Below are 21,417 nucleotides of genomic sequence, written 5' to 3'. Positions count from 1 at the left end.
CTTTTTTGTTCTCTTTCGGGGCGCTATTTGGCATAGGTGGGGCGAAATTGATTTATTGCAGGCCACCTGCCACAGGGAAATACGGCGTTTTTGCGCTGGCGCAAAAGCCGTAAAGATAATTACTTATATAATTCAGAGTTATGATCTCCGGTTCGCTACCTCGTTTGGGTAGGCTTCGGCGCGTAACCTCTGTTTACTACTGATGAGCGAAATATGTCGACAAGTGTTTTTAATCGCCGGTGGGCGGCGTTGTTGCTGGAAACGCTGGTCCGCCATGGAGTGCGGCATGTCTGTATCGCTCCGGGATCGCGCTCCACGCCTCTTACGTTGGCCGCTGCCGCGAACCGCGCTTTTGTCTGTCATACTCATTTCGATGAGCGGGGCCTGGGCCATTTAGCGCTCGGCCTGGCAAAGGCCACGTGTGAGCCGGTGGCGGTGATCGTCACCTCGGGTACCGCGGCAGCAAATCTTTATCCTGCCCTGATCGAAGCCGGGCTAACCGGGGAGCGGTTGGTGTTTCTCACCGCCGATCGTCCGCCGGAGTTGATTAACTGCGGTGCCAATCAGGCGATCCGTCAAAACGGCCTCTACTCGAGCCACCCCACCTTGAACATCGATTTGCCACGCCCAAGCCCGGATATTCCGGCTCGCTGGCTGGTGTCTACCCTGGATAGCGCGATGGCGCGCCTACGGCAGGGTGCCCTGCATATCAACTGCCCGTTTGCCGAGCCGTTATATGGCGGAGATGAACAGCTGTATGAGCAGTGGTCGGCAGAGTTAGGGGACTGGTGGCAGGATACGCACCCTTGGCTGCGTGAAATGGATCCCCATCAGGTTATTAAGCAGCCGGACTGGTTTTTCTGGCGGCAGAAGCGCGGCGTGATTATCGCTGGCAGGATGGGAGCGGAAGAGGGCGTGCAACTGGCTGAATGGGCGGGCATGCTCGGTTGGCCGCTGATCGGCGATGCCCTTTCGCAAACGGGACAACCGCTGCCCTGTGCCGACTTATGGTTGGCGAATCCACAGGCTCGCGATCTGTTGGCTAGTGCGCAGTTGGTGGTGCAGTTTGGCAGCAGCCTGACGGGCAAACGCCTGCTTCAATGGCAGGAGCGCTGCCAGCCGGAGGAATTCTGGCTGATCGACGATCTGCCTGGGCGTCTCGATCCCGCGCATCATCGTGGCCGCCGTATTCGTTCTACCGTCGGCGAGTGGCTCGATCTGCATCCGGCGCAACCTCGCTCACCTTGGGCTGGCGATCTGTCCGCGTTGGCGGATGATGCCCTTGATGCGACGTCGCAATACCTGGTTAACCGGTTTGGTGAGGCCCAACTGGCCCATCGCCTACCTGAGCTGTTGCCGGAGAACGGCCAGCTGTTTCTCGGCAATAGCCTGATTGTGCGCCTGATCGATGCCTTAACCCAGTTGCCTGCCGGTTATCCGGTGTTCAGTAACCGCGGGGCCAGCGGTATCGACGGCTTAATTTCCACCGCGGCTGGGGTTCAGCGCGCCACAGCCAAGCCGACGTTGGCCGTGGTAGGCGATCTCTCCGCGCTATACGATTTGAACGCCCTGGCACTGTTGCGCCAATGTTCGGCGCCCACGGTGCTGATCGTGGTGAATAACAATGGCGGGCAGATTTTCTCACTCTTGCCAACGCCAGAACCTGAGCGTCAGCGGTTTTACTGTATGCCGCAGGACGTGGAGTTCAGCCAGGCGGCAGCCATGTTCCAGCTTGATTATGCTTGCCCGGAAAACTGGGGGCAATTGCAGCAGGCAGTGGAAAAAGCCTGGCGCCACAGAGGAGCCACGCTGATTGAGTTGCAGGTGCCGCCAAGCGATGGCGCAGAAACCTTGCAACATCTGGTACAAAAAATGGGGGCAAACTGATGCTGGCTTCCCGCGTGCTACAACAAGGCGAAAGCCAACGCCCATGGTTGATCTGGCTGCATGGTCTGCTAGGGAACAACAATGAGTGGCGGGTGATCGCCTCGCGTTGCGAACAGTGGCCCTCGCTGGCTATTGATTTACCCGGCCATGGCGATTCTGCCGATCAATCCTGCCTGGACTTTGCCGACGTCAGCAGGCAAATCACTGCCACGCTGCAGCAGCATAATATTGAGCGATACTGGCTGGTGGGTTATTCACTCGGTGGGCGCATCGCCATGTACCATGCTTGCTGCGGAGAAGCGCAGGGGCTACAAGGTATTGTGATCGAAGGCGGTAATCCAGGGTTGGAGAATGAGGATTTACGTGCCCAGCGGCGTGCCCATGATGCCACTTGGGCGAAGCGTTTCCGTACCGAACGGATCAAAACGGTATTGGCCGATTGGTATCTCCAACCGGTCTTTGCCAACCTCAGCCCGGTACACCGCGAGGCGCTGATCGCTGCCCGTGCAGATAATCATGGCCCGGCCATTGCCGATATGCTGGAGGCGACGTCTCTCGGGCGGCAACCTTGGCTGGTGCCACAGTTACAACAGTTGGCACTGCCAGTGATGGTGTTATGCGGTGCCGACGATCACAAATTTCAGGCGTTGGCGCGTGATGCCGGTTTGCCATTGCAAACCGTGCCAGAAGCGGGTCATAACGCTCATCTGGCCAATCCGGCAGATTTTGCCGCCGCGCTCGATGCATTTCTTGCTAAAAAAGGAACCAAACATGCTGTATCCCAATGAAGAACAACTGTACGCCGCGATCGACTGGCAGGACTGCTCGGGTGATTTCGAAGACATCCTGTACCACAAGTCCAGCGATGGCATTGCCAAAATCACCATCAACCGCCCACAGGTGCGTAATGCCTTCCGCCCGCACACGGTGAAGGAAATGATCGAGGCGATGTCGAACGCGCGCTATGACGACGGCATCGGCACCATCATTCTTACCGGTGCCGGGGATAAAGCCTTCTGCTCCGGTGGCGATCAGAAAGTGCGCGGTGATTACGGCGGCTATCGTGATGACAGCGGTGTACACCACCTGAACGTGCTGGACTTCCAACGCCAGATCCGCACCTGCCCTAAACCAGTGGTAGCGATGGTGGCCGGGTATTCCATCGGCGGCGGCCACGTGCTGCATATGATGTGCGATCTGACCATTGCGGCCGATAACGCCATCTTTGGCCAGACGGGGCCGAAAGTCGGTTCCTTTGACGGCGGCTGGGGGGCTTCCTACATGGCGCGTATCGTCGGCCAGAAGAAGGCCCGTGAGATCTGGTTCCTGTGCCGCCAATACGACGCTGCTGCGGCGCTGGATATGGGCCTGGTGAATACCGTGGTGCCGTTGGCCGATCTGGAAAAAGAAACCGTGCGCTGGTGCCGTGAGATGTTGCAGAACAGCCCAATGGCCCTACGCTGCCTGAAAGCCGCACTGAACGCCGACTGTGATGGACAGGCCGGGCTGCAAGAGCTGGCGGGTAACGCCACCATGTTGTTCTATATGACCGATGAAGGTCAGGAAGGGCGCAACGCATTTATCGAAAAACGCCAGCCTGACTTCAGCAAATTCAAGCGTAACCCGTAATGACGGCACTAACCCGTGTTGCTGCGATCTATCGCTATAGCCTGCCGATGGAGGCGGGCGTGGTGCTGCGCAACCAGCGGCTGAAAACCCGAGATGGCTTGCTGATCCACCTGCAACAGGATGGGCTGCAGGGATGGGGGGAAATTGCCCCCTTACCGGAGTTCAGCCAGGAAACGCTCGACCAGGCGCAGCAGGCTACCTTGGCCTGGGTGCAGGCTTGGGCTGCGGGTGAACTGCCTGCGGAAAGCGAGTTGCCGTCGGTGGCTTTCGGCACCAGCTGTGCCCTCGCAGAACTGGCTGGGCAATTGCCAACGCAGGCCGATTACCGCAAGGCACCTCTGTGCACTGGCGATCCGGACGAGCTGTTTGACCTGTTGGCCGCGCTGCCGGGGGAGAAAGTGGCCAAGGTGAAGGTGGGGATGTATGAGGCGGTGCGGGATGGCATGGTCGTCAATGTCTTGTTGGAAGCCTTGCCTGACCTCAAGCTACGCCTGGATGCCAACCGCAGTTGGAGCCGGGCCAAAGCGGACGGTTTTGCCAAATACGTTAACCCAGCGTGGCGCGATCGCATTGCGTTTCTGGAAGAGCCCTGCAAAACCCGTGATGAATCCCGTGAGTTTGCCTTGGCAACCGGGATTGCCATCGCCTGGGATGAAAGCGTGCGTGAAGCCGATTTTGTCGTGCAGGCGGAGCCGGGCGTGGCAGCGATTGTGATCAAGCCGACCTTGGTGGGTAGCCTGGCACGCTGCCGTGAACTGGTCATGCAGGCGCATCAGGCCGGATTGGTGGCGGTGATCAGTTCCAGCATTGAGTCCAGCCTGGGGTTGACGCAGCTGGCGCGCATCGCGCATTGGCTGACGCCGCAAACGGTGCCAGGTTTGGATACGTTGAACCTGATGCAGGCCCAGTTGATACGCAACTGGCCAGAGAGCACCTTGCCGCTATTGGGCATTGATACCTTGGAGTGTGTATGGCGCAGTTGAGTGATTGGCCGTGGCGGCATTGGGCCAAACAGCGCCCGCAGGCGACCGCGGTGATCTTTGAACAACAGCCGGTCAGTTGGCTGATGTTACAGCGGCAGGTAGAAGTGCTGGCTGCCGACTTTCAGCGCCAGGGCGTGTTACCTGGTAGCGGCGTGCTGCTGTGTGGGAAAAACAGCTATCCGTTGCTGTTGGCCTATCTGGCGCTGTTGCAGTGTGGTGCGCGCCTGCTGCCGCTCAATCCGACGCTGCCTGCGCCGATGCTGGCGGCTTTGCTGCCGGATCTGGATATCGACTTTGCTTTCAGCCCGGATGGCTTGCCTGAGTTGCCCCCTGGCGCGATCGTCTTGTCGCCGCCGGGCGTTGATGAGTGCCACTTGCAACTGTTGCCGTGGGATGAACAAAGACTGGCGACGTTGACGCTGACTTCCGGCTCCAGCGGCCTGCCAAAAGCTGCCGCCCATAGCTATGCCGGCCACCTTGCCAGTGCCGATGGCGTGTTGCAACTGCTGGAGTTTCAGCCGCAGGACAGCTGGCTGCTCTCGTTGCCGCTGTTTCACGTGTCTGGTCAGGGCATTATTTGGCGCTGGCTGGCGGTGGGGGCACAGCTTGTGGTGCGTGAAATGCAACCCTTGGCCGATGCGCTGGCGGGATGCACCCATGCTTCGCTGGTGCCAACTCAACTTTGGCGTTTGCTGTCTGAACCGATGGCCAAGCATGCGCTAAAAGAAGTGTTGCTCGGTGGAGCGATGATCCCGGTGTCACTCACCCAGCAGGCCGAGGCGGTAGGGATCCACTGTTGGTGCGGCTATGGTTTGACGGAGCTGGCTTCAACGGTTTGCGCCAAGCGTGCCGACGAGCTGCCTGGCGTTGGGGCACCTTTATCAGGCCGTGAAATACGCCTGGTGGATCAGGAAGTCTGGATCCGCTCCACCAGCCTGGCGCTGGGTTATTGGCTGCGGGGCCAGCTAGTACCCATTACCGACGATCAAGGATGGTTCCATACCCGCGATCGTGGCGCGATGGAGCAGGGTGAACTGCGTATTATTGGCCGGCTGGATAACCTGTTCTTCAGCGGCGGGGAAGGCGTTCAGCCGGAAGATGTGGAACGTGTTTTTGCCGCGCATCCTCAGGTGCTACAGGTGTTTATCGTGCCGATTGACGATGAGGAGTTTGGCCAACGGCCGGTAGCGGTGGTCGATCTGGAAGGCGAGTTGACGCTGGAAGGGTTAATGCTCTGGGCGCAGGACCGGCTGGCGAACTTCCAGCGGCCGATTGCCGCATTGGCGTTGCCCGACGAGCTAAAAAACGGCGGCATCAAGATTTCGCGCCGTCGTCTACAACAGTGGGCGAGTAGCCAACTGCAAGCATAACCTGTTGCGTTGCGAAAAAGGCCGCCCGAGGGCGGCCTTGCTATTGGTGTAAAAAATTATTTCAGGCCCAAGGCCTTGGCTACGCCGTTACCGTAATCGGGATGTACTTTGGTGAACAACTCAACCTGACGACGTTGGATCTGTTCTGGCACCTGCGACAACTCACCGGCGATACGGGTGAACATACGTTGGTGCTCCTCGGCACTCAGCAGATTGAACAGCGCGCGCGGTTGGCTGTAGTAATCGTCGTCTTCACGATGATTCCAGTGATCGGCGGCACCTTCGATGCTCAATGGCGGTTCGCTGAAATCTGGCTGCTCCTGGAACACCCCAAAGCTGTTTGGCTCATAGGTTGCGCCGTTGCCGCTGTTACCATCCACTCGCATAGCCCCATCGCGATGATAGTTATGGAACGGACATTTGGCACCGTTGACCGGGATTTGGTGATGGTTGACGCCCAGGCGGTAGCGGTGTGCATCGCCATAGGAGAACAGACGGCCCTGCAACATTTTATCCGGGGAGAAGCTGACGCCAGGCACCACGTTAGCCGGGTTCATGGCCACTTGTTCTACTTCGGAGAAGTAGTTATCCGGGTTGCGGTTCAGTTCGAAGAAGCCGACATCGATCAGCGGGTAGTCGCCGTGCGGCCAGACTTTGGTCAGGTCAAACGGGTTATACGGGGTTTGTGACGCTTCATGCTCTGGCATGATCTGGATTTGCAGTTTCCAGCGCGGGAAGTCACCGTTCTTGATGGAATCGAACAGATCGCGCTGCGAACTTTCACGATCTTTGGCGATGATGGCTTCTGCTTCATCGTCCATCAGGTTTTCGATGCCTTGCTCACAGCGGAAGTGGAATTTGACCCAGAAACGCTCGTTATTGGCGTTGATAAAACTGAAGGTATGGCTGCCGAAACCGTGCATATGACGGTAGGATTTAGGCAGGCCGCGGTCGCTGAAGTCGATGGTCAACTGGTGCAGTGATTCAGGCAGATGGGAGAAGAAGTCCCATTTGTACACCGGATTGCGCAGGTTGGTGTGCGGATCGCGTTTTACTACGTGGTTCAGGTCAGGGAATTTCAGCGGATCGCGCAGGTAGAACACCGGGGTATCGTTACCGACCAGATCCCAGTTACCTTCTTCGGTATAGAACTTCATGGCAAAGCCGCGGATATCACGTTCGGCGTCGGCAGCCCCGCGCTCACCGGCAACGGTAGAGAAGCGGACGAACATCTCGGTTTGCTTACCAATCTCAGAGAAGATTTTTGCGCGGGTGTACTTGGTTATATCGTGGGTGACGGTAAAGGTGCCGTAAGCTCCGGACCCCTTGGCGTGCATACGACGCTCTGGGATCACTTCGCGGTCAAAGTGGGCCAGTTTTTCCAGGAACCAAACGTCTTGAAGTAGCATCGGGCCGCGCTTGCCGGCGGTGATCACGTTATTATTATCAACAACGGGCGCGCCAGCCGCGGTAGTTAATCCTTTCTTGCTCATCAATTGCTCCTTACTGTGTTGCAGTTAAGTTGATAGCTTAGTTTCGGGTGCTGCAGATCTTCATCATATTAACTAATGAAAAGGCCAGCTCTGCTGACCTCCATCAAAGACACTACTAGTTGTAGACTTATTCTCAGTCCTCGGCAAATAGGCAGCGCTTATCGTTGTAATTTTGGGGTAACTGATTGGCATTTGTTTACAGTTTATTGAAAAATTAACGGCTTATTGCTTTAAATTAGCCGGGAATTGATGACAATTCAGTTACACTTACCGCGGATTTTTTCCGGTGCCAGACATCATCACTCCTTGATGATGAAGAATGAAAAGGATCAATAATGAACAAAACTTTAGTCGCGTGCGCAGCAGGTTTGCTGTTTGTGGCTGGCTCTGCCAATGCGATCAGCGTGAGCGGTGAGGCAGGGGAACATTACACCAACCTGGGCGTCGGCTTGGGGGGCACAACAGCGGGCCTGGGGATCAGCGGCAACTGGATCCGTAGCGATCATGATGGTGACATCGGGAGCCTGGGGCTGAGCTTCGGCCTGCCGGTTGGGCCTTTAACGGCCACCGTGGGCGGCAAGGCCATTTATCTTAGCCCGAAAGATGGCAAAGATGGTGGGGCATTGGCATTAGGAGGCGGTCTGCAATGGGACCTCAACCGCTATCTCAGCCTGTATGGCGAAGGCTATTTTGCGCCGGAGTCTTTGACCAGCGGGGCAAAAGCCTACAACGAAGCTAATGGCGGGGTGCGCTTAAACGTGCGTCCGTTCAATGTGGATGTCGGTTATCGTTACATCAACATCGAAGGTAAAGACGGCAACCGCGACAACGCGATAGCCGATGGCCCTTATATCGGTGTGGGCGTGGGTTTCTAATCCTGCCTGTTATTAAACGGGCGCCGCATATGCGGCGCCCATTTTTTCTGTCAGCCAATGGCTGGTAACAGGCCGCTGGCGATGCTGATCTGAATGGCAATCACTGCCACCCCACAGACAAACACCAACGCCAATGCTGGCGTTCCGCCCCAGACTCGATAGCTGGCCTGATGCCGCCGACGAGTTTTCCAGACCAACAATGAAGGTAGCAGCAGGGCGAGTACGGACAGCGCAATTGCCGCAAACCCAAGTGCCAGCACAAAACCGCGTGGATAGAACAGTGCGAATGCCAATGGCGGCAGGAAGGTGATGGCCCCGGTCTGCAAACGACCCCGCACGTTATCCTGGCGTTTGAACAGATCGGCCAGGAAGTCGAACAACCCGAGTGAAACCCCCAGGAACGAGGTTGCCAGTGCCAAATCGGCAAACAGGTGCACCGCCAGCTCGACATGAGGCGACGCAACCACGTCACGCACCGCTTGCAGTAAACCGTTCAGCCCGGCCTGTTGTGCCAGAATGCCGACAAAGGTGGTGGAACTGATGCTGCCCAGCGTCGCCAACTGCCAGAAGATATAAGCCACTAACGGGATGGCACTGCCGATGATAAAGATCCAACGCAGCTTGCGGATGTTACCGCCCATATAGTTGACGATGCTGGGTACGCTGCCGTGGAAACCAAACGAAGTGAAGATCACCGGGATGGCCGAGAGCGCCAGCCCTTGCTCCAGCGGGAGCGTCAGCAGGTTGGTTTGCTGGATGTGCGGCATCATCAGGCCAAGCATGACGATCAGGAAAATCGACTTGGCGGTAAACAGAATACGGTTGAACAGATCCACCGAATGGGTGCCGATGCAGACGATCCCCCCTGCGACCAGGGTGAATAGCAGTACGCCGAGGTAAGTCGGGAAGTCCTGAGAAGTCCACTGGCTGATGCTGACAGCCAGCAGTTCGCCAGCGCCGCTGATATAGGCTGCGGTCAGCGCATACATCAAGAACATCATGCTGAAACTGGTAAGCCACTGGCCGCCGCCGCCCAGATAACGTTTGGCCAGCGTTCCCAGACCGGTGTCCGCCTGCTCATGCTGATAAACTTCGACCAGCAACAGCGCGGTATAGCACATTAATAACCACAGCCCAACCAGCAGTGCCAGCGTTACGCCAAAACCTACGCCCGCTGCTGCCAGGGGCATAGCCAGCATCCCTGCACCAATGGTGGTGCCTGCCACGATAAAAACACTGCCCAGCGTGCGATTCTTCACGTTTTTCTCTGCTATTGGATGATTTAGGGGCGTTTTCGGGACCCTATTTTTAGTGCGGCAGAATAGTTGATTGCCGATTTTGTGTCAAACCGGCGTTACGTATGGTGTACGCTTAAATTTACAGTCAGGGGTAAGGGCAGAGGGATAATAAAAAATGCCTTTAAACAACAATATCGTTCCGTACGTAGTGAAAAGTTGTTAACAGGCTTCTATAGTGGAGGGATCTGAACATAAGGGAGAGATCAATGTTAAGAGTGGAGATGCTCAGCACCGGTGATGAAGTGCTACATGGGCAAATTATTGATACCAACGCCGCCTGGCTGGCTGATTACCTGTTCCAGCAAGGTTTACCGATGAGTGGGCGTGAAACGGTGGGGGATAGCCTCTCCTCTCTGATCGAAATCCTGCAGGAGCGTAGCCACATTGCCGACGTACTGATCGTCAATGGCGGTCTGGGGCCAACCAGTGACGATCTCAGCGCGTTGGCGGCAGCAAAGGCTTGCGATACCGAGCTGGTCGAACATCCCGAATGGATCGCCCGTATGGAAGCCTACTTTGCGGAGCGCGGCCGTCCGATGGCGGCTTCCAACCGTAAACAGGCACAGATCCCGGCTAATGCGGAAATGCTGGATAACCGTGTAGGTACCGCCTGCGGCTTTGCCTTAACGCTGAATAAGTGCCGGATGTTCTTTACACCGGGTGTGCCTTCCGAATTTAAAGTGATGGTAGAAGAGCAGATCCTGCCACGCCTGCGCCAAGGCTTTACTCTACCTGAGCCGCCGCTTTGTCTTCGCCTTACCACCTTCGGGACTTCGGAAAGCGACTTGGCTGCTGAACTGGACGGCATGCCTTTGCCGCCGGGCGTCGTACTGGGCTATCGCTCTTCCAGCCCGATTATTGAACTGAAGTTGACTGGCCCACAGGCTCAGCGTGCCGCGATGGAACAAGCCTGGCAGCGAGTGCGGCAGGTTGCGGGTGACAATACGATTTTTGAAGGTACGGCAGGGCTACCGGCAGAGCTAACGCAACGCTTACAGCAGCAGAACTTGACGTTGGCGCTGAGCGAGCAATTTACCGCCGGGCTAATCAACCTGCAGTTGCAGAGCGAAGCGGCCCCGCTGGCCGGAGGCGAACTGTTACCCGCACATTGCTCCGAGACGCTGGCAACAGTGCTGGCGCGTGCTCAGTCTTTGGCTCAGCTCACCGGCGCGCAGTTAGCGTTGGCCGTTAGCGCCATGGCAGGGGATCGTGTCAGCGTTGCCTTGCATACGCCAAAAGGCGGTATTGGTCAGACGGTGAGCTATCGTGCATCACGTCATAGCCTGCGTTTACGCCAGGAGTCGGTCGCGATGCTGGCGCTGGATATGCTGCGCCGCTGGTTGAATGGCGGCCAGGTTTGCGGCAAAAACGGCTGGTTGGAAATTGTGGAAATTATCGAGTAGAACATTCCTCAGCAGGTTCAAAACCTAGGGGGCCTCATGCAGTCAAGCGGGCGGTCCCCTACGGTCGAACATGTGCGATCCCTTCCATTTCTGCAAATCTTCACTGGTATCCTCTATCGCCGAGCAACGGCTAGCTGGAAATAGTTGCTATTACCGGAGAGAAACGGGTTGATAGCGCTGATATTTCCCTGATTCATTGTTGCTTTTTTGTTTTATTATTGTGCGCGTGTTTTTTGACATGTACACGGGTAACTTGTTGATTATCAATATTAATTAAAAATTATAAGTTAATTATTTACGTTTTTTTATTAACTTTTTATTATTTATAGTTATTGCCTATCAAACGACAGAAATTTACTTGGATTCATGTCTTCCAAAAGCCAGTGTTGGTGATTTACCATTCCGCCCCTCATTTTTCCTCTCAGTTTTTTATTTCAAAAAAATCAAAAAATTCGGAATTAGATGTTTGTTTGTTGTTTTTTCATGGAAGAAGTATCCGGGATAGGGATGGTCAAGGTTAGTTGATCTTAAGAATGGTATTTAAATGAAATTGTTTAAACTTACAACGCTGCCCCTTATTCTGGCTACTTCTGCCGTTTCCCTTCCTGTGATGGCAGCGGAAACGGCCCAAATTATGGTGAAAGGGTCCATCGTTCCTACCGCATGTTCCATCTCTGTTGCTGGCTCGGCAGACTTCGGCAATTTGACCGAAAATGAACTGAAAGAAAAAAGCAAAGTCCTCAATGCTTACCAGTTAGGCTATAAGCCCGTTAATTTTGATATTCAATGTAACTCTGCAGCAAAAGTGGCGTTATCTACACAGGCTGATATTCCGCCCTCTGGTCCGAGCACGGTAGGTGTTGTGAGCTACGTTAATGAGACTGAAAAAACGTCTCATACCAAAACCGAACACTTGGGCAATCTGGGAGTGATTGAGGGGCATGACATCGGCTATTTTACCACTGCGTTGGTAAGTGCAAATTTGGATGACAAAAATTCCGAGCTGATTTTTTCCCAAGATAATGGCAATGATTGGCAAGCGGTCTCTGGTGCAGATGAGCATGTGATGTATCAGGATGGCTCTGCATTTTATAGTTGGGGGAAAGACAACACACCACAGGAAGCAACCAATATCTCTGGTGTTATCAATATCTCTGCTGCCATTGATGCTCGTTTTATCGATGACATGAAAGAAGTCCTCAACTTTAACAGCAGCACAACCCTAAGCCTACAGTACCTGTAAACCCTCGGTGTCTTGTCTGGCAGTTGCCTGCCAGACAATGTTTACCCGCTGTTATTTTATCAATACTGTTTTCTGTAAGGTGTGTTTGTCATGCGCTGTCAATTTTCCGCTTATTTTACTTCCGTCAAGCGAATAATCTCCAATACGTTATTACTGGTTGCTCAGTCTTATTATGGGGATCGAAATTTAAAATCAGATTGGGTGCTGTGCAGTTTATTACTGGTCGCGTTATCCATTTTTTCTACTCAGTCTCACGCCTCTGGCGTATTACCTGAATCTTCGGCGGTCATTATTGACGAGGCACAGAAGGGCGGCAGCATTAATGTTAAAAATACGGAAAAAGTTCCGGTGCTGTTGTATACCAGAATCGTTGAATTACCTGACGATCCCACTCCTCGCCTGATTGTGACCCAGCCAGTAGCTCGTTTGGAGCCAGGCCAGTCCCAACGCGTCCGCTTTGTGTTGAATACCGATACTCCGTTGCAGAGCGAACATATCAAGCGCGTATATTTTGAAGGCGTGACTGAACGGACTACGGATAACAGCCAAGTGTCCGTTAGCGTGCGTCAGGATCTGCCGGTGATTATTGTACCAAAGGGGTTGAGTGCTAAACGCGATATGTGGACCGATTTGGACTGGTCCGTTAGCGCAAACAGCCTGAAAGTCACCAACACGGGTCGCCATGTGGTGCGCCTGACCCCGCAGGTCAAACTACAACCCGCAGGTAATGTGCTGTCCCTGAACAAGAGTTATATCCTGCCTGGCGAAACCCTGGTGGTCACCGCACCTGCCAGTACCCGTCTCAGTAGCCAGCAGCGAGTGGAGTTCTCCCCTGTGACTCGTTACGGGTTTGGTGTAGGTGTACAGACTGCTCCTCTGAGCGGCAAATAATTACTCATACCATGAAGACAACCCGCCATTCATTACTGATCTCAGCCATTTTACTGGTTTGCTGGGGGGGCCCCGTACCAGCAGAAGGGGCCAAATTGACCAACTTCAGTGAAAGTCGGCTGAAGGCGTTGGGTATCGATCCGTCTACTGCTGCCTACTTTGCACAAGGGGCGCGCTTTACGCCTGGTATTACCGATGTGGAGCTAGAGGTCAATGGCGCCAGCCGAGGCATGCAGAGACTGGCATTTGGTCACAGTGGTGAAGTGTGTGCGGATGAAGCCTTTTTTGCGTCTGCCGGTATCCGATTGGATCCGCCACTGCGGCAGGATAGGGCGGACGCAGATACTTGCCCGCAACTTACCGACGTCTGGCCGACCGCTACGGTCTCCCTACTTCCCGCCACTCAAGAAGTGCATATTGTGGTGCCACCGGAAGCGGTGGAGAAGGCAAATGACCTGGCGCATTTCCAGCAAGGTGGCACGGCTGGCTTGCTGAACTATTCCGCTTACCGTTCCTATTTTTCCTCGTACGGTAACCATTCAAGCAACAGCTACCTGAATCTGGAAAGCGGTTTTAATGCGGGTGACTGGATGGTGCGCGGTGCGCATAACCTGCGCCAGAGCAGCGCGGGTGGCTTTACCTTCGACAATGCGTATGTATACGCACAGAAAACCCTGGTGGATAGAAAGCAATTGTTGCAGGCCGGGCAAATCAACTTTTCCAATAATCTCCTGTCTGGTGCGTCCATCGATGGGATGCAACTGATCCCACAGTCTGCGCTGAGCAGCCAGGGAGAGGGGGCACAGGTGCGCGGTATTGCCCGGGCAGACCAGTCAAGGGTGGAGGTCCGTCAAAGCGGGATCCTGATTTATTCCACGCTGGTGCCGGCCGGTCCCTTTACGCTGACGGAGCTCCCTGTATTGAACTCCACCAGTGACCTGCAACTCAGGGTGATAACCCCGGGCGGGCAGGAAGAGGCTTACACCATCACTGCGGCATCATTTCGCAGTTTGGTACCAAAGGCACCGGAAACCTGGTCGTTGGCGTTGGGACGCCTACGTGCGGACAGCGTCAGCCAGAACTATGAGCGGCCCTGGGTGGCCAGCCTGTCTGATGGGCGGGCGCTTTCCCAGCGGATATTGCTGGAGGGCGGGTCAATTATCGCCTCTGGTTATCTGGGCAGCGGTGTGGGGCTCACCGTCAGTCCGCGTCAAGAAGTCTCTCTAGGCCTGTCCGCCGCGCTGAGCCAGGATCGCAACCATAACCGACAGGGGGCAAAGAGCACGGCTTCGGTGAACTGGCAAGCGCCACTGAATCTCGGATTTGGTGGTGATATCACCCTATATTCTCCCGGCTATCGGGAACTGACGGACTCGGTTTCCCTCACTGATAGCCCTTACAGCCGCACCAGTGCAGGTCTGCGGATGAATTGGTACCAAACGACACTGGGCCATATTTCGCTCTCTGCCAGCCAGACCCGTCAGGGGGATAATGGCGGTGATACTCGGCGCCTGATGGCCACCTGGAACCGCAATTTTGGTTTTGTAAACGCCTCAGTGAACTGGCAGCGCCAGAGCCGAAGTGTACGAAACTGCCATGCATCTTATCGGTGCCGCAATACCGACCGCGACAGCCTGTTTGTAAACCTCAGTTTTCCACTGGGTGGACAGGTAATCGGTAGCCATTATCGACATACCCCAGATTCAGCGGCTGTAGGCATGCAAACGAGCGGTGTCCTGACGGATAACAGCAACTGGTCATTGGCGACAGAGCACAGTATGAAACAGCAACGCGATACCAGCCTGTCAGGCAGCCTGAACGGCAACCTGCACTACACCACTGCCGGGTTATATGGATACGCTGCGACCGATCATACCCGCAACTACTCCGGCACGTTGTCTGGCGGCATCGTAGTTCATCAGGAAGGTGTGGTGTTCTCACCGCATAAGATTAACGACACTTTTGGCGTAGTGACGGTGGAGCCTGCGGTCAGTGGGGTAGAAATCAACACCCCACGGGGAAAAGTATGGACTGACTGGCGGGGTAAGGCGGTGGTTCCTGGGCTACCCGCTTACGCAGCAGGCCGGATAGAGTTGAACACGGAACAATTGCCAGCAAATACCGATGTCAGCAATGGTTTGCGGCAAGTTGTGGCGGGGCACGGAGCGGTAACCGATACCCATTTTATTTTGCAGCAGACGCGCAACGGGTTGTTGAAGGTGAAGCTGATGGATGGATCGCCGTTGCCGAAAGGCAGCGCCATTATTGCGCAAGACGGTAGTTATGTGACCACGGCGGTAGATGCAGGCACGGTGTTTCTTACCGATCTGAACGATAAACGCCCGCTGATGGCGCGTTGGCAGGAGCAGCAATGCAGTCTGCATTATTCCGTACCGGAAAAGGCGCTAAAGGGGGAGGCCTATGAAAATGTCACCGCACAATGCAGTTAACCGTAGAACCAGGGTGGGCGTGTGAAACAGAAAGTTATCACATTAATCCGGGGATTGAAGCTTATCACTGTGCTGTGGCTTGTTACTCCAGACGCTATGGCACAGAACTGTCAGGTGGTGGTATCACGCCCCGAGATCCAACTGGGCAAACAGATCCATGTTGCCAATGCAGGAACGTTGTTTACCCAGCAAGAGATGACAGTCGCCGCTGAGTGTGTGGGGACGGGGCCGATCACGTTGCTGATTGATGGCACGCCGGATGAGGGGGGACAACACTTTCGCTTTGGCGTTGCGGGCAGCATGACACTGACGCTGCTGACTGCGCAGTATGACGGTAGTGACACAGGGCTGAGGCTGAGTTCTGTGCTGCAGGGAGAAAGGCAGCTATCGTCGGGTTCATCGGTTCTGCTGTCTCCTGGCAGCCAGATTACCACGCTCGCAACAGGGGACGCCGGGAAGGAGACTCATCTGCTGATAGTGCAGTTGCGCCTGGATTTTCCCGCAGCAGGAGATGAGGGCCGGATCCGCGATCTGACGGAGATGGACGGCCAAGTGAGGTTTGAAGCTCGGCAATAGTCGATATCGCCTGAGGCTGCCGACAAACTCCAATAGGCTCACGGTGTAGGGGTGCTGCATGCTGCGCCTGTTTTTGTTATGGAAGAGGTATCCAGTCTAGGGATGGTTAATGTTAGTTAATCTGAAAAATGGTACTTAAATGAATATGTTTAAAATTACAGCTCTGACCCTTGCCATCGCTACTTCGGCGTGTTCCTTGACTGCGATGGCGGCGGAAACGGCTCAAATTACGGTGAAGGGGGCAGTATTTCCTTCCGCGTGTGCCATCTCTGTTGATGGTTCTGTTGACTTCGGTAATTTGAAAAAAAACGAGCTGCAAGAACAAACTAAAAATCAAAATGCCTATCAGTTAGGCTATAAGCCTGTTGGTTTTAATATTCAATGTAAATCGGCAGCCAAAGTGGCGCTATCTGCACAGGCGGACACCCCTGTTTCTGGCAATCCGACGATGGGTGTTGTTAGCTACCTCAGTGATACCGACAAAGCGCTGCGTGCTGAACCTGGACAACTTGCATCCCTAGGGGCGCTTGAGGGTGAAGACATCGGCTATTTTACCGTGATGCTGGCAAGTGCCACCCTGGATAGCAAAGATGCCGAGCTTATCTCCTCCAAAAATGGCGGCAGTAGCTGGAGCGCGGTTTCTGGCACCGCCGAGCATTTGATGTATCAGGATGGCTCCGTGTTCCATGGTTGGGGGAAAGACGCCGCACCACAGGAAGCCACTAATATCTCAGGTATTATGACGGTCTCGGCGGCACTTAACGTTAAAGTTGTGGAAGAGCTGAAAGACGTTGTCAACTTTAACACTAACACCACTCTAAGCCTGCACTACCTGTAAACTATAGGGGTATTGTCCTGGTGCTGGATTTTCTGCATCGTTGGCTGAATGGCGGCCAGGTTTGCGGCAGAAGCAGTAGGCTGAGAATGGTCGACATTACCGCAGAGAAACTTGTTGATAGCGGTGATATATCCCTTATGGATCATAACAATATAAGGGGTATTCGCTGTGGGATTGTGTTGTTACACTCTTTGCGGGTGCTTGAGACTTTTCGTCTTGGGCATTGTGTGGCAAGGCGGAAAGTTGAAAGCCCCAAACTGACGTTAACTCAGAATGGGGCAACCAATAACGCCTAGACACCGTTATGGTAGCCCCTTCACAGCAAGGAGGCAAGCCATGTATAAAAAACATGCGCTCTACGCGTTACTAACTGTATACATTACAGTTTTGGTAATGATACCCGTCGCCTTTCAAGCTGCAGCGTTGTTGGCTGCAGGTGCTCACCCCAGTCACTTACTAAACGTAAGCTCCTGGGGATTCACACCTTTGCCGCCTAGCTGCAACTTGAAATTCTTAGGGTATCCCAGTGATTGAAGATTATTTTGCGTGGTTAAATTTCTAATTCGATATCCATGGCGGGCATACAGCAGCAGGGCAGGATCTCGCCGTGATTGATAAATGCCAACGGCTGCTGGTGGTAAGCGACCTCACCCTTCAGTAATTTCACTCGGCAGGCACCGCAATAGCCGGAGCGGCATTGGTATTCCACCTCCACCTCATGCAGTTCCAGCACGTCGAGCAGGCATTTCTCACCTTCGGGGCAGGAGAGCTGCGTACCGGTGGCACGCAGCGTGATGGTTGGTGCAGCCACTTACAGCTCGAAATCACTCAGGTCGTCAGCGTTGACTTCAGAGTCAATCTGGCCGACCAGGTAAGAGCTGACTTCCACCTCCTGCGGAGCCACCTGCACGTTATCCGACACCAGCCAGGCGTTGATCCACGGGATTGGGTTGGAGCGAGTCGGGAACGGTGAACCCAGGCCGACGGCCTGCATGCGGATATTGGTAATGTATTCCACATACTGGCACAGGATGTCTTTGTTCAGGCCAATCATGGAGCCGTCGCGGAACAGATATTCGGCCCACTCTTTCTCTTGCTGTGCCGCCAGGACGAACAGGTCATAGCACTGTTGCTGGCATTCCACGGCGATTTCAGCCATCTCTGGGTCATCGGCGCCTGAGCGCATCAGGTTCAGGATATGTTGCGTACCGGTCAGGTGCAGGGCTTCATCGCGGGCGATCAGCTTGATGATTTTGGCATTGCCTTCCATCAGCTCACGCTCGGCGAAAGCAAACGAACAGGCGAAGCTAACGTAGAAACGAATGGCCTCCAGCGCGTTGACGCTCATCAGGCACAGATACAACTGCTTTTTGATGGCGCGCAGGTTAACGGTCACCGTTTTCCCATTGACCTGATGTGTGCCTTCACCCAGCAGATGATAGTAGCTGGTCATTTCGATCAGATCGTCGTAGTAGCCGGAGATATCTTTTGCCCGCTTGAGGATCTCCTCGTTGGTGACGATATCGTCGAACACCACCGACGGATCGTTAACGATGTTACGAATGATATGGGTGTAAGAACGCGAGTGAATGGTCTCTGAGAATGACCAGGTTTCGATCCAGGTTTCCAGCTCCGGAATGGAGATCAGCGGCAGAAACGCCACGTTAGGGCTACGGCCCTGGATGGAATCCAGCAAGGTCTGATACTTCAGGTTGCTGATGAAGATGTGCTTCTCGTGTTCCGGCAGCGCTTGATAGTCGATACGATCGCGCGCGACGTCAACCTCTTCAGGACGCCAGAAGAAGGAGAGCTGCTTTTCGATCAGCTTTTCAAAGATTTCATGTTTTTGCTGGTCGAAACGCGCCACGTTGACCGACTGGCCGAAGAACATCGGCTCAAGCAACTGGTTGTTTTTGTTTTGAGAAAAAGTAGTGTAAGCCATGAGCTTGGATCCATTAGTGCCGAGCTGAAAAGTAAAGGGGCCGGAAGAGTTCCGGCCCGCTGTGTCAAACGTTAGATCTTGCAGGCGCCGCCTTCACAGTCGTCATCGCCGCCCTGAGCAGGCTGCATGTCTTCCTGGATATCATCTGCACCGTCGCGGGTGTTCTGATAATACAGCGTTTTGACACCGAACTTGTAGGTGGTGAGCAGATCTTTCAACAACTGCTTCATCGGCACCTTGCCACCCGGGAAACGGGTTGGGTCATAGTTGGTGTTCGCCGAGATCGACTGATCGATAAATTTCTGCATCAGGCCAACCAGTTGCAGGTAACCGTCGTTATTGGGTAATTCCCACAGCAGTTCGTAGTCATTTTTCAGACGCTCATACTCAGGAACGACCTGGCGCAGAATGCCGTCTTTGGACGCTTTGATACTGATATGGCCGCGTGGTGGCTCAATGCCGTTGGTGGCATTGGAGATCTGCGACGAGGTTTCCGACGGCATCAAGGCAGACAGCGTTGAGTTGCGCAGGCCGGTCTCTTTGATCTCTTTACGCAGGCTTTCCCAGTCGTAATGCAGGGGTTCGCTACAGATCGCGTCTAAATCTTTCTTGTAAGTGTCGATTGGCAAGATGCCTTGCGCATAGGTGGTTTCATTGAACCACGGGCAAGCCCCTTGCTCCTGAGCCAGACGGTTCGAGGCTTTCAGCAGGTAGTACTGGATCGCTTCGAAGGTTCTGTGGGTCAGGTTGTTGGCGCTGCCGTCGGAATAGCGTACGCCGTTCTTCGCCAGGTAATAGGCGAAGTTGATCACACCGATACCCAAGGTACGGCGACCCATCGCGCCACGGTGAGCGGCTTTGATCGGGTAATCCTGATAATCCAGCAGGGCGTCGAGCGCACGCACGGCCAGCGTCGCCAGCTCTTCCAGATCGTCCAGGCTCTCAATCGCGCCCAGGTTGAATGCTGACAGCGTACACAGCGCGATTTCGCCGTTTTCGTCGTTAACGTCATCCAGCGGTTTGGTCGGCAGAGCGATTTCCAGGCACAGGTTTGACTGGCGTACCGGGGCGATCTGCGGATCGAACGGGCTGTGGGTGTTGCAGTGGTCGACGTTCTGGATGTAGATACGGCCAGTAGAAGCACGTTCCTGCATCATCAGTGAGAACAGCTCTACCGCTCTCACACGCTGCTGACGAATGCTGCTGTCTTTCTCATACAGGGTGTAGAGACGCTCGAACTCGTCCTGATCGGCAAAGAACGCGTCGTACAGCCCTGGGACGTCAGACGGACTGAACAGGGTGATGTCTTCATTCTTGATCAGGCGCTGATACATCAGGCGGTTGAGCTGCACACCGTAGTCCATGTGACGCACGCGGTTGCCTTCAACCCCACGGTTGTTTTTCAGCACCAGCAGGCTTTCAACTTCCAGATGCCACATTGGGTAGAACAGTGTGGCTGCACCACCACGTACGCCACCCTGAGAGCAGGATTTCACCGCGGTCTGGAAGTGTTTGTAGAACGGGATACAGCCGGTATGGAAGGCTTCACCGCCACGAATTGGGCTACCCAAGGCACGGATACGGCCAGCATTGATACCGATACCAGCACGCTGTGAAACGTATTTCACAATGGCGCTGGAGGTGGCGTTGATGGAATCCAGGCTGTCACCACACTCGATCAGCACGCAAGAGCTGAATTGGCGGGTTGGGGTGCGCACGCCAGACATGATCGGCGTAGGCAGTGAAATCTTGAAGGTGGAGATCGCGTCATAGAAACGTTTTACGTAGTCCAGACGGGTGGCGCGCGGGTAGTTGGAGAACAGGCACGCGGCTACCAGGATATACAGGAACTGGGCGCTCTCATAAATCTCGCCGCTGACGCGGTTCTGCACCAGATATTTCCCTTCCAACTGCTTCACGGCAGCGTAGGAGAAGTTCATATCACGCCAGTGATCGATAAAGGAGTCCATCTGCTCGAACTCTTCAGTGGTGTAGTCTTCCAGCAGATGTTTATCGTATTTGCCCATCTCCACCATGCGTGCAACGTGGTCGAGCAGCTTCGGCGGCTCAAACTGACCGTAAGCTTTTTTACGCAGATGGAAGATGGCGAGGCGAGCGGCCAGATACTGATAGTCCGGTGCGTCACGGGAGATCAGATCGGCTGCAGCCTTGATGATGGTTTCATGAATATCGGCGGTTTTGATGCCGTCATAAAACTGAATATGTGAACGTAACTCTACTTGAGAGACCGAGACGTTGTTTAAACCTTCCGCGGCCCAGTCGATGACTCGGTGGATTTTGTCGAGGTTGATGCGCTCTTTACTGCCATCGCGTTTAGTTACAAGTAGGCTTTGGTTCATTTTTACCTGTCCGTGAGATTCCCCTAAGCAGAAAGTGTAGTCGCTCTGCTCAGTATGTAAACACTATATATAGGGGGTGTATGTCGGTGAGGTAACAAGATAGTGATAAAACGGTGGGTTTGCAAGTGAACAAAACCTGCCGATCTTGTGGATAACTTGGGGGTGAAATGTTACCAATT

Annotated in this window: 17 protein-coding genes; 12 read left to right on the top strand and 5 right to left on the bottom strand. The window is 54.5% G+C overall.

From position 1 onward, the window contains the following. Positions 1-213: 213 nt before the first annotated feature. The 5 genes from menD to menE are packed head-to-tail and all read left to right on the top strand — an operon-like array spanning position 214 to position 5,869. The gene (menD, locus tag WN53_RS25535) at positions 214-1,887 is read left to right on the top strand and encodes a 2-succinyl-5-enolpyruvyl-6-hydroxy-3-cyclohexene-1-carboxylic-acid synthase (protein ID WP_024485844.1); all 1,674 of its coding nucleotides are present in this window, start codon (positions 214-216) and stop codon (positions 1,885-1,887) included. Further along, positions 1,887-2,675, top strand: coding sequence for a 2-succinyl-6-hydroxy-2,4-cyclohexadiene-1-carboxylate synthase (gene menH, locus WN53_RS25530; RefSeq protein WP_037412885.1), 789 nt, complete (start codon positions 1,887-1,889; stop codon positions 2,673-2,675). Before menD ends, menH begins: the two co-directional genes overlap by 1 nt. Further along, positions 2,659-3,516 (top strand): 1,4-dihydroxy-2-naphthoyl-CoA synthase, encoded by an 858-nt coding sequence (gene menB / locus WN53_RS25525; protein WP_021805976.1) that lies wholly within the window; start codon positions 2,659-2,661, stop codon positions 3,514-3,516. The genes menH and menB overlap by 17 nt, the downstream gene beginning before the upstream one ends. After that, a complete protein-coding gene (gene menC, locus WN53_RS25520) occupies positions 3,516-4,499 on the top strand; it encodes an o-succinylbenzoate synthase (RefSeq protein ID WP_024485846.1) in 984 nt (327 codons plus the stop codon). Before menB ends, menC begins: the two co-directional genes overlap by 1 nt. Beyond that, positions 4,487-5,869 carry an o-succinylbenzoate--CoA ligase gene (gene menE, locus WN53_RS25515; RefSeq protein ID WP_024485847.1) on the top strand — a complete coding sequence of 461 codons (1,383 nt, stop codon included), beginning with the start codon at positions 4,487-4,489 and terminating at the stop codon, positions 5,867-5,869. Before menC ends, menE begins: the two co-directional genes overlap by 13 nt. 56 nt (positions 5,870-5,925) lie before the next feature. Here menE and katA read toward each other — a convergent pair whose 3' ends face one another. Continuing rightward, positions 5,926-7,362 (bottom strand): catalase KatA, encoded by a 1,437-nt coding sequence (gene katA, locus WN53_RS25510; protein WP_021805973.1) that lies wholly within the window; start codon positions 7,360-7,362, stop codon positions 5,926-5,928. Between the two features lie 335 nt (positions 7,363-7,697). On the opposite strand from katA, the gene WN53_RS25505 reads away from it, so the two are divergent. Further along, on the top strand, positions 7,698-8,237 hold the full coding sequence (locus WN53_RS25505; protein ID WP_024485848.1) for a YfaZ family outer membrane protein: 540 nt from the start codon (positions 7,698-7,700) through the stop codon (positions 8,235-8,237). Positions 8,238-8,287: 50 nt separating this feature from the next. On the opposite strand, the gene tyrP is transcribed toward WN53_RS25505, so the two are convergent. After that, positions 8,288-9,496: a tyrosine transporter TyrP gene (tyrP, locus tag WN53_RS25500; RefSeq protein ID WP_021805972.1), complete on the bottom strand. Its 1,209-nt coding sequence runs from the start codon at positions 9,494-9,496 to the stop codon at positions 8,288-8,290. A 245-nt stretch (positions 9,497-9,741) separates the two neighbouring features. Between tyrP and WN53_RS25495 the strand changes: the two genes are divergently transcribed. From WN53_RS25495 to WN53_RS25470, 6 genes are all read left to right on the top strand, one after another. After that, positions 9,742-10,938 (top strand): nicotinamide mononucleotide deamidase-related protein YfaY, encoded by a 1,197-nt coding sequence (locus tag WN53_RS25495; protein ID WP_024485849.1) that lies wholly within the window; start codon positions 9,742-9,744, stop codon positions 10,936-10,938. A gap of 544 nt (positions 10,939-11,482) precedes the next feature. After that, a complete protein-coding gene (locus tag WN53_RS25490) occupies positions 11,483-12,181 on the top strand; it encodes a DUF1120 domain-containing protein (RefSeq protein WP_024485988.1) in 699 nt (232 codons plus the stop codon). 201 nt (positions 12,182-12,382) lie between these two features. Continuing rightward, a complete protein-coding gene (locus WN53_RS25485) occupies positions 12,383-13,072 on the top strand; it encodes a fimbria/pilus chaperone family protein (protein WP_037412960.1) in 690 nt (229 codons plus the stop codon). A gap of 95 nt (positions 13,073-13,167) precedes the next feature. After that, positions 13,168-15,522, top strand: coding sequence for a fimbrial biogenesis usher protein (locus WN53_RS25480; protein WP_024485990.1), 2,355 nt, complete (start codon positions 13,168-13,170; stop codon positions 15,520-15,522). 21 nt (positions 15,523-15,543) lie between these two features. After that, positions 15,544-16,098, top strand: a complete 555-nt coding sequence (locus tag WN53_RS25475) for a DUF1120 domain-containing protein (RefSeq protein WP_024485991.1) — start codon at positions 15,544-15,546, stop codon at positions 16,096-16,098. A 139-nt stretch (positions 16,099-16,237) separates the two neighbouring features. After that, the gene (locus WN53_RS25470; RefSeq protein WP_024485992.1) at positions 16,238-16,936 is read left to right on the top strand and encodes a DUF1120 domain-containing protein; all 699 of its coding nucleotides are present in this window, start codon (positions 16,238-16,240) and stop codon (positions 16,934-16,936) included. Positions 16,937-17,486: 550 nt separating this feature from the next. Here the strand turns inward: WN53_RS25470 and yfaE are convergent. From yfaE to nrdA, 3 genes are all read right to left on the bottom strand, one after another. Then, complete coding sequence (gene yfaE / locus WN53_RS25465) at positions 17,487-17,747, bottom strand: class I ribonucleotide reductase maintenance protein YfaE (RefSeq protein ID WP_021805960.1); 261 nt, start codon at positions 17,745-17,747, stop codon at positions 17,487-17,489. Continuing rightward, complete coding sequence (nrdB, locus tag WN53_RS25460; protein WP_024485993.1) at positions 17,748-18,878, bottom strand: class Ia ribonucleoside-diphosphate reductase subunit beta; 1,131 nt, start codon at positions 18,876-18,878, stop codon at positions 17,748-17,750. It lies immediately after the preceding gene. Positions 18,879-18,949: 71 nt separating this feature from the next. After that, positions 18,950-21,238, bottom strand: a complete 2,289-nt coding sequence (gene nrdA / locus WN53_RS25455; RefSeq protein ID WP_024485994.1) for a class 1a ribonucleoside-diphosphate reductase subunit alpha — start codon at positions 21,236-21,238, stop codon at positions 18,950-18,952. Positions 21,239-21,417: the final 179 nt, after the last annotated feature.

This window comes from Serratia fonticola (assembly GCF_001006005.1).
Taxonomy (GTDB): domain Bacteria; phylum Pseudomonadota; class Gammaproteobacteria; order Enterobacterales; family Enterobacteriaceae; genus Chania; species Chania fonticola.
This window is presented reverse-complemented; position numbering and strand designations above follow the sequence as displayed.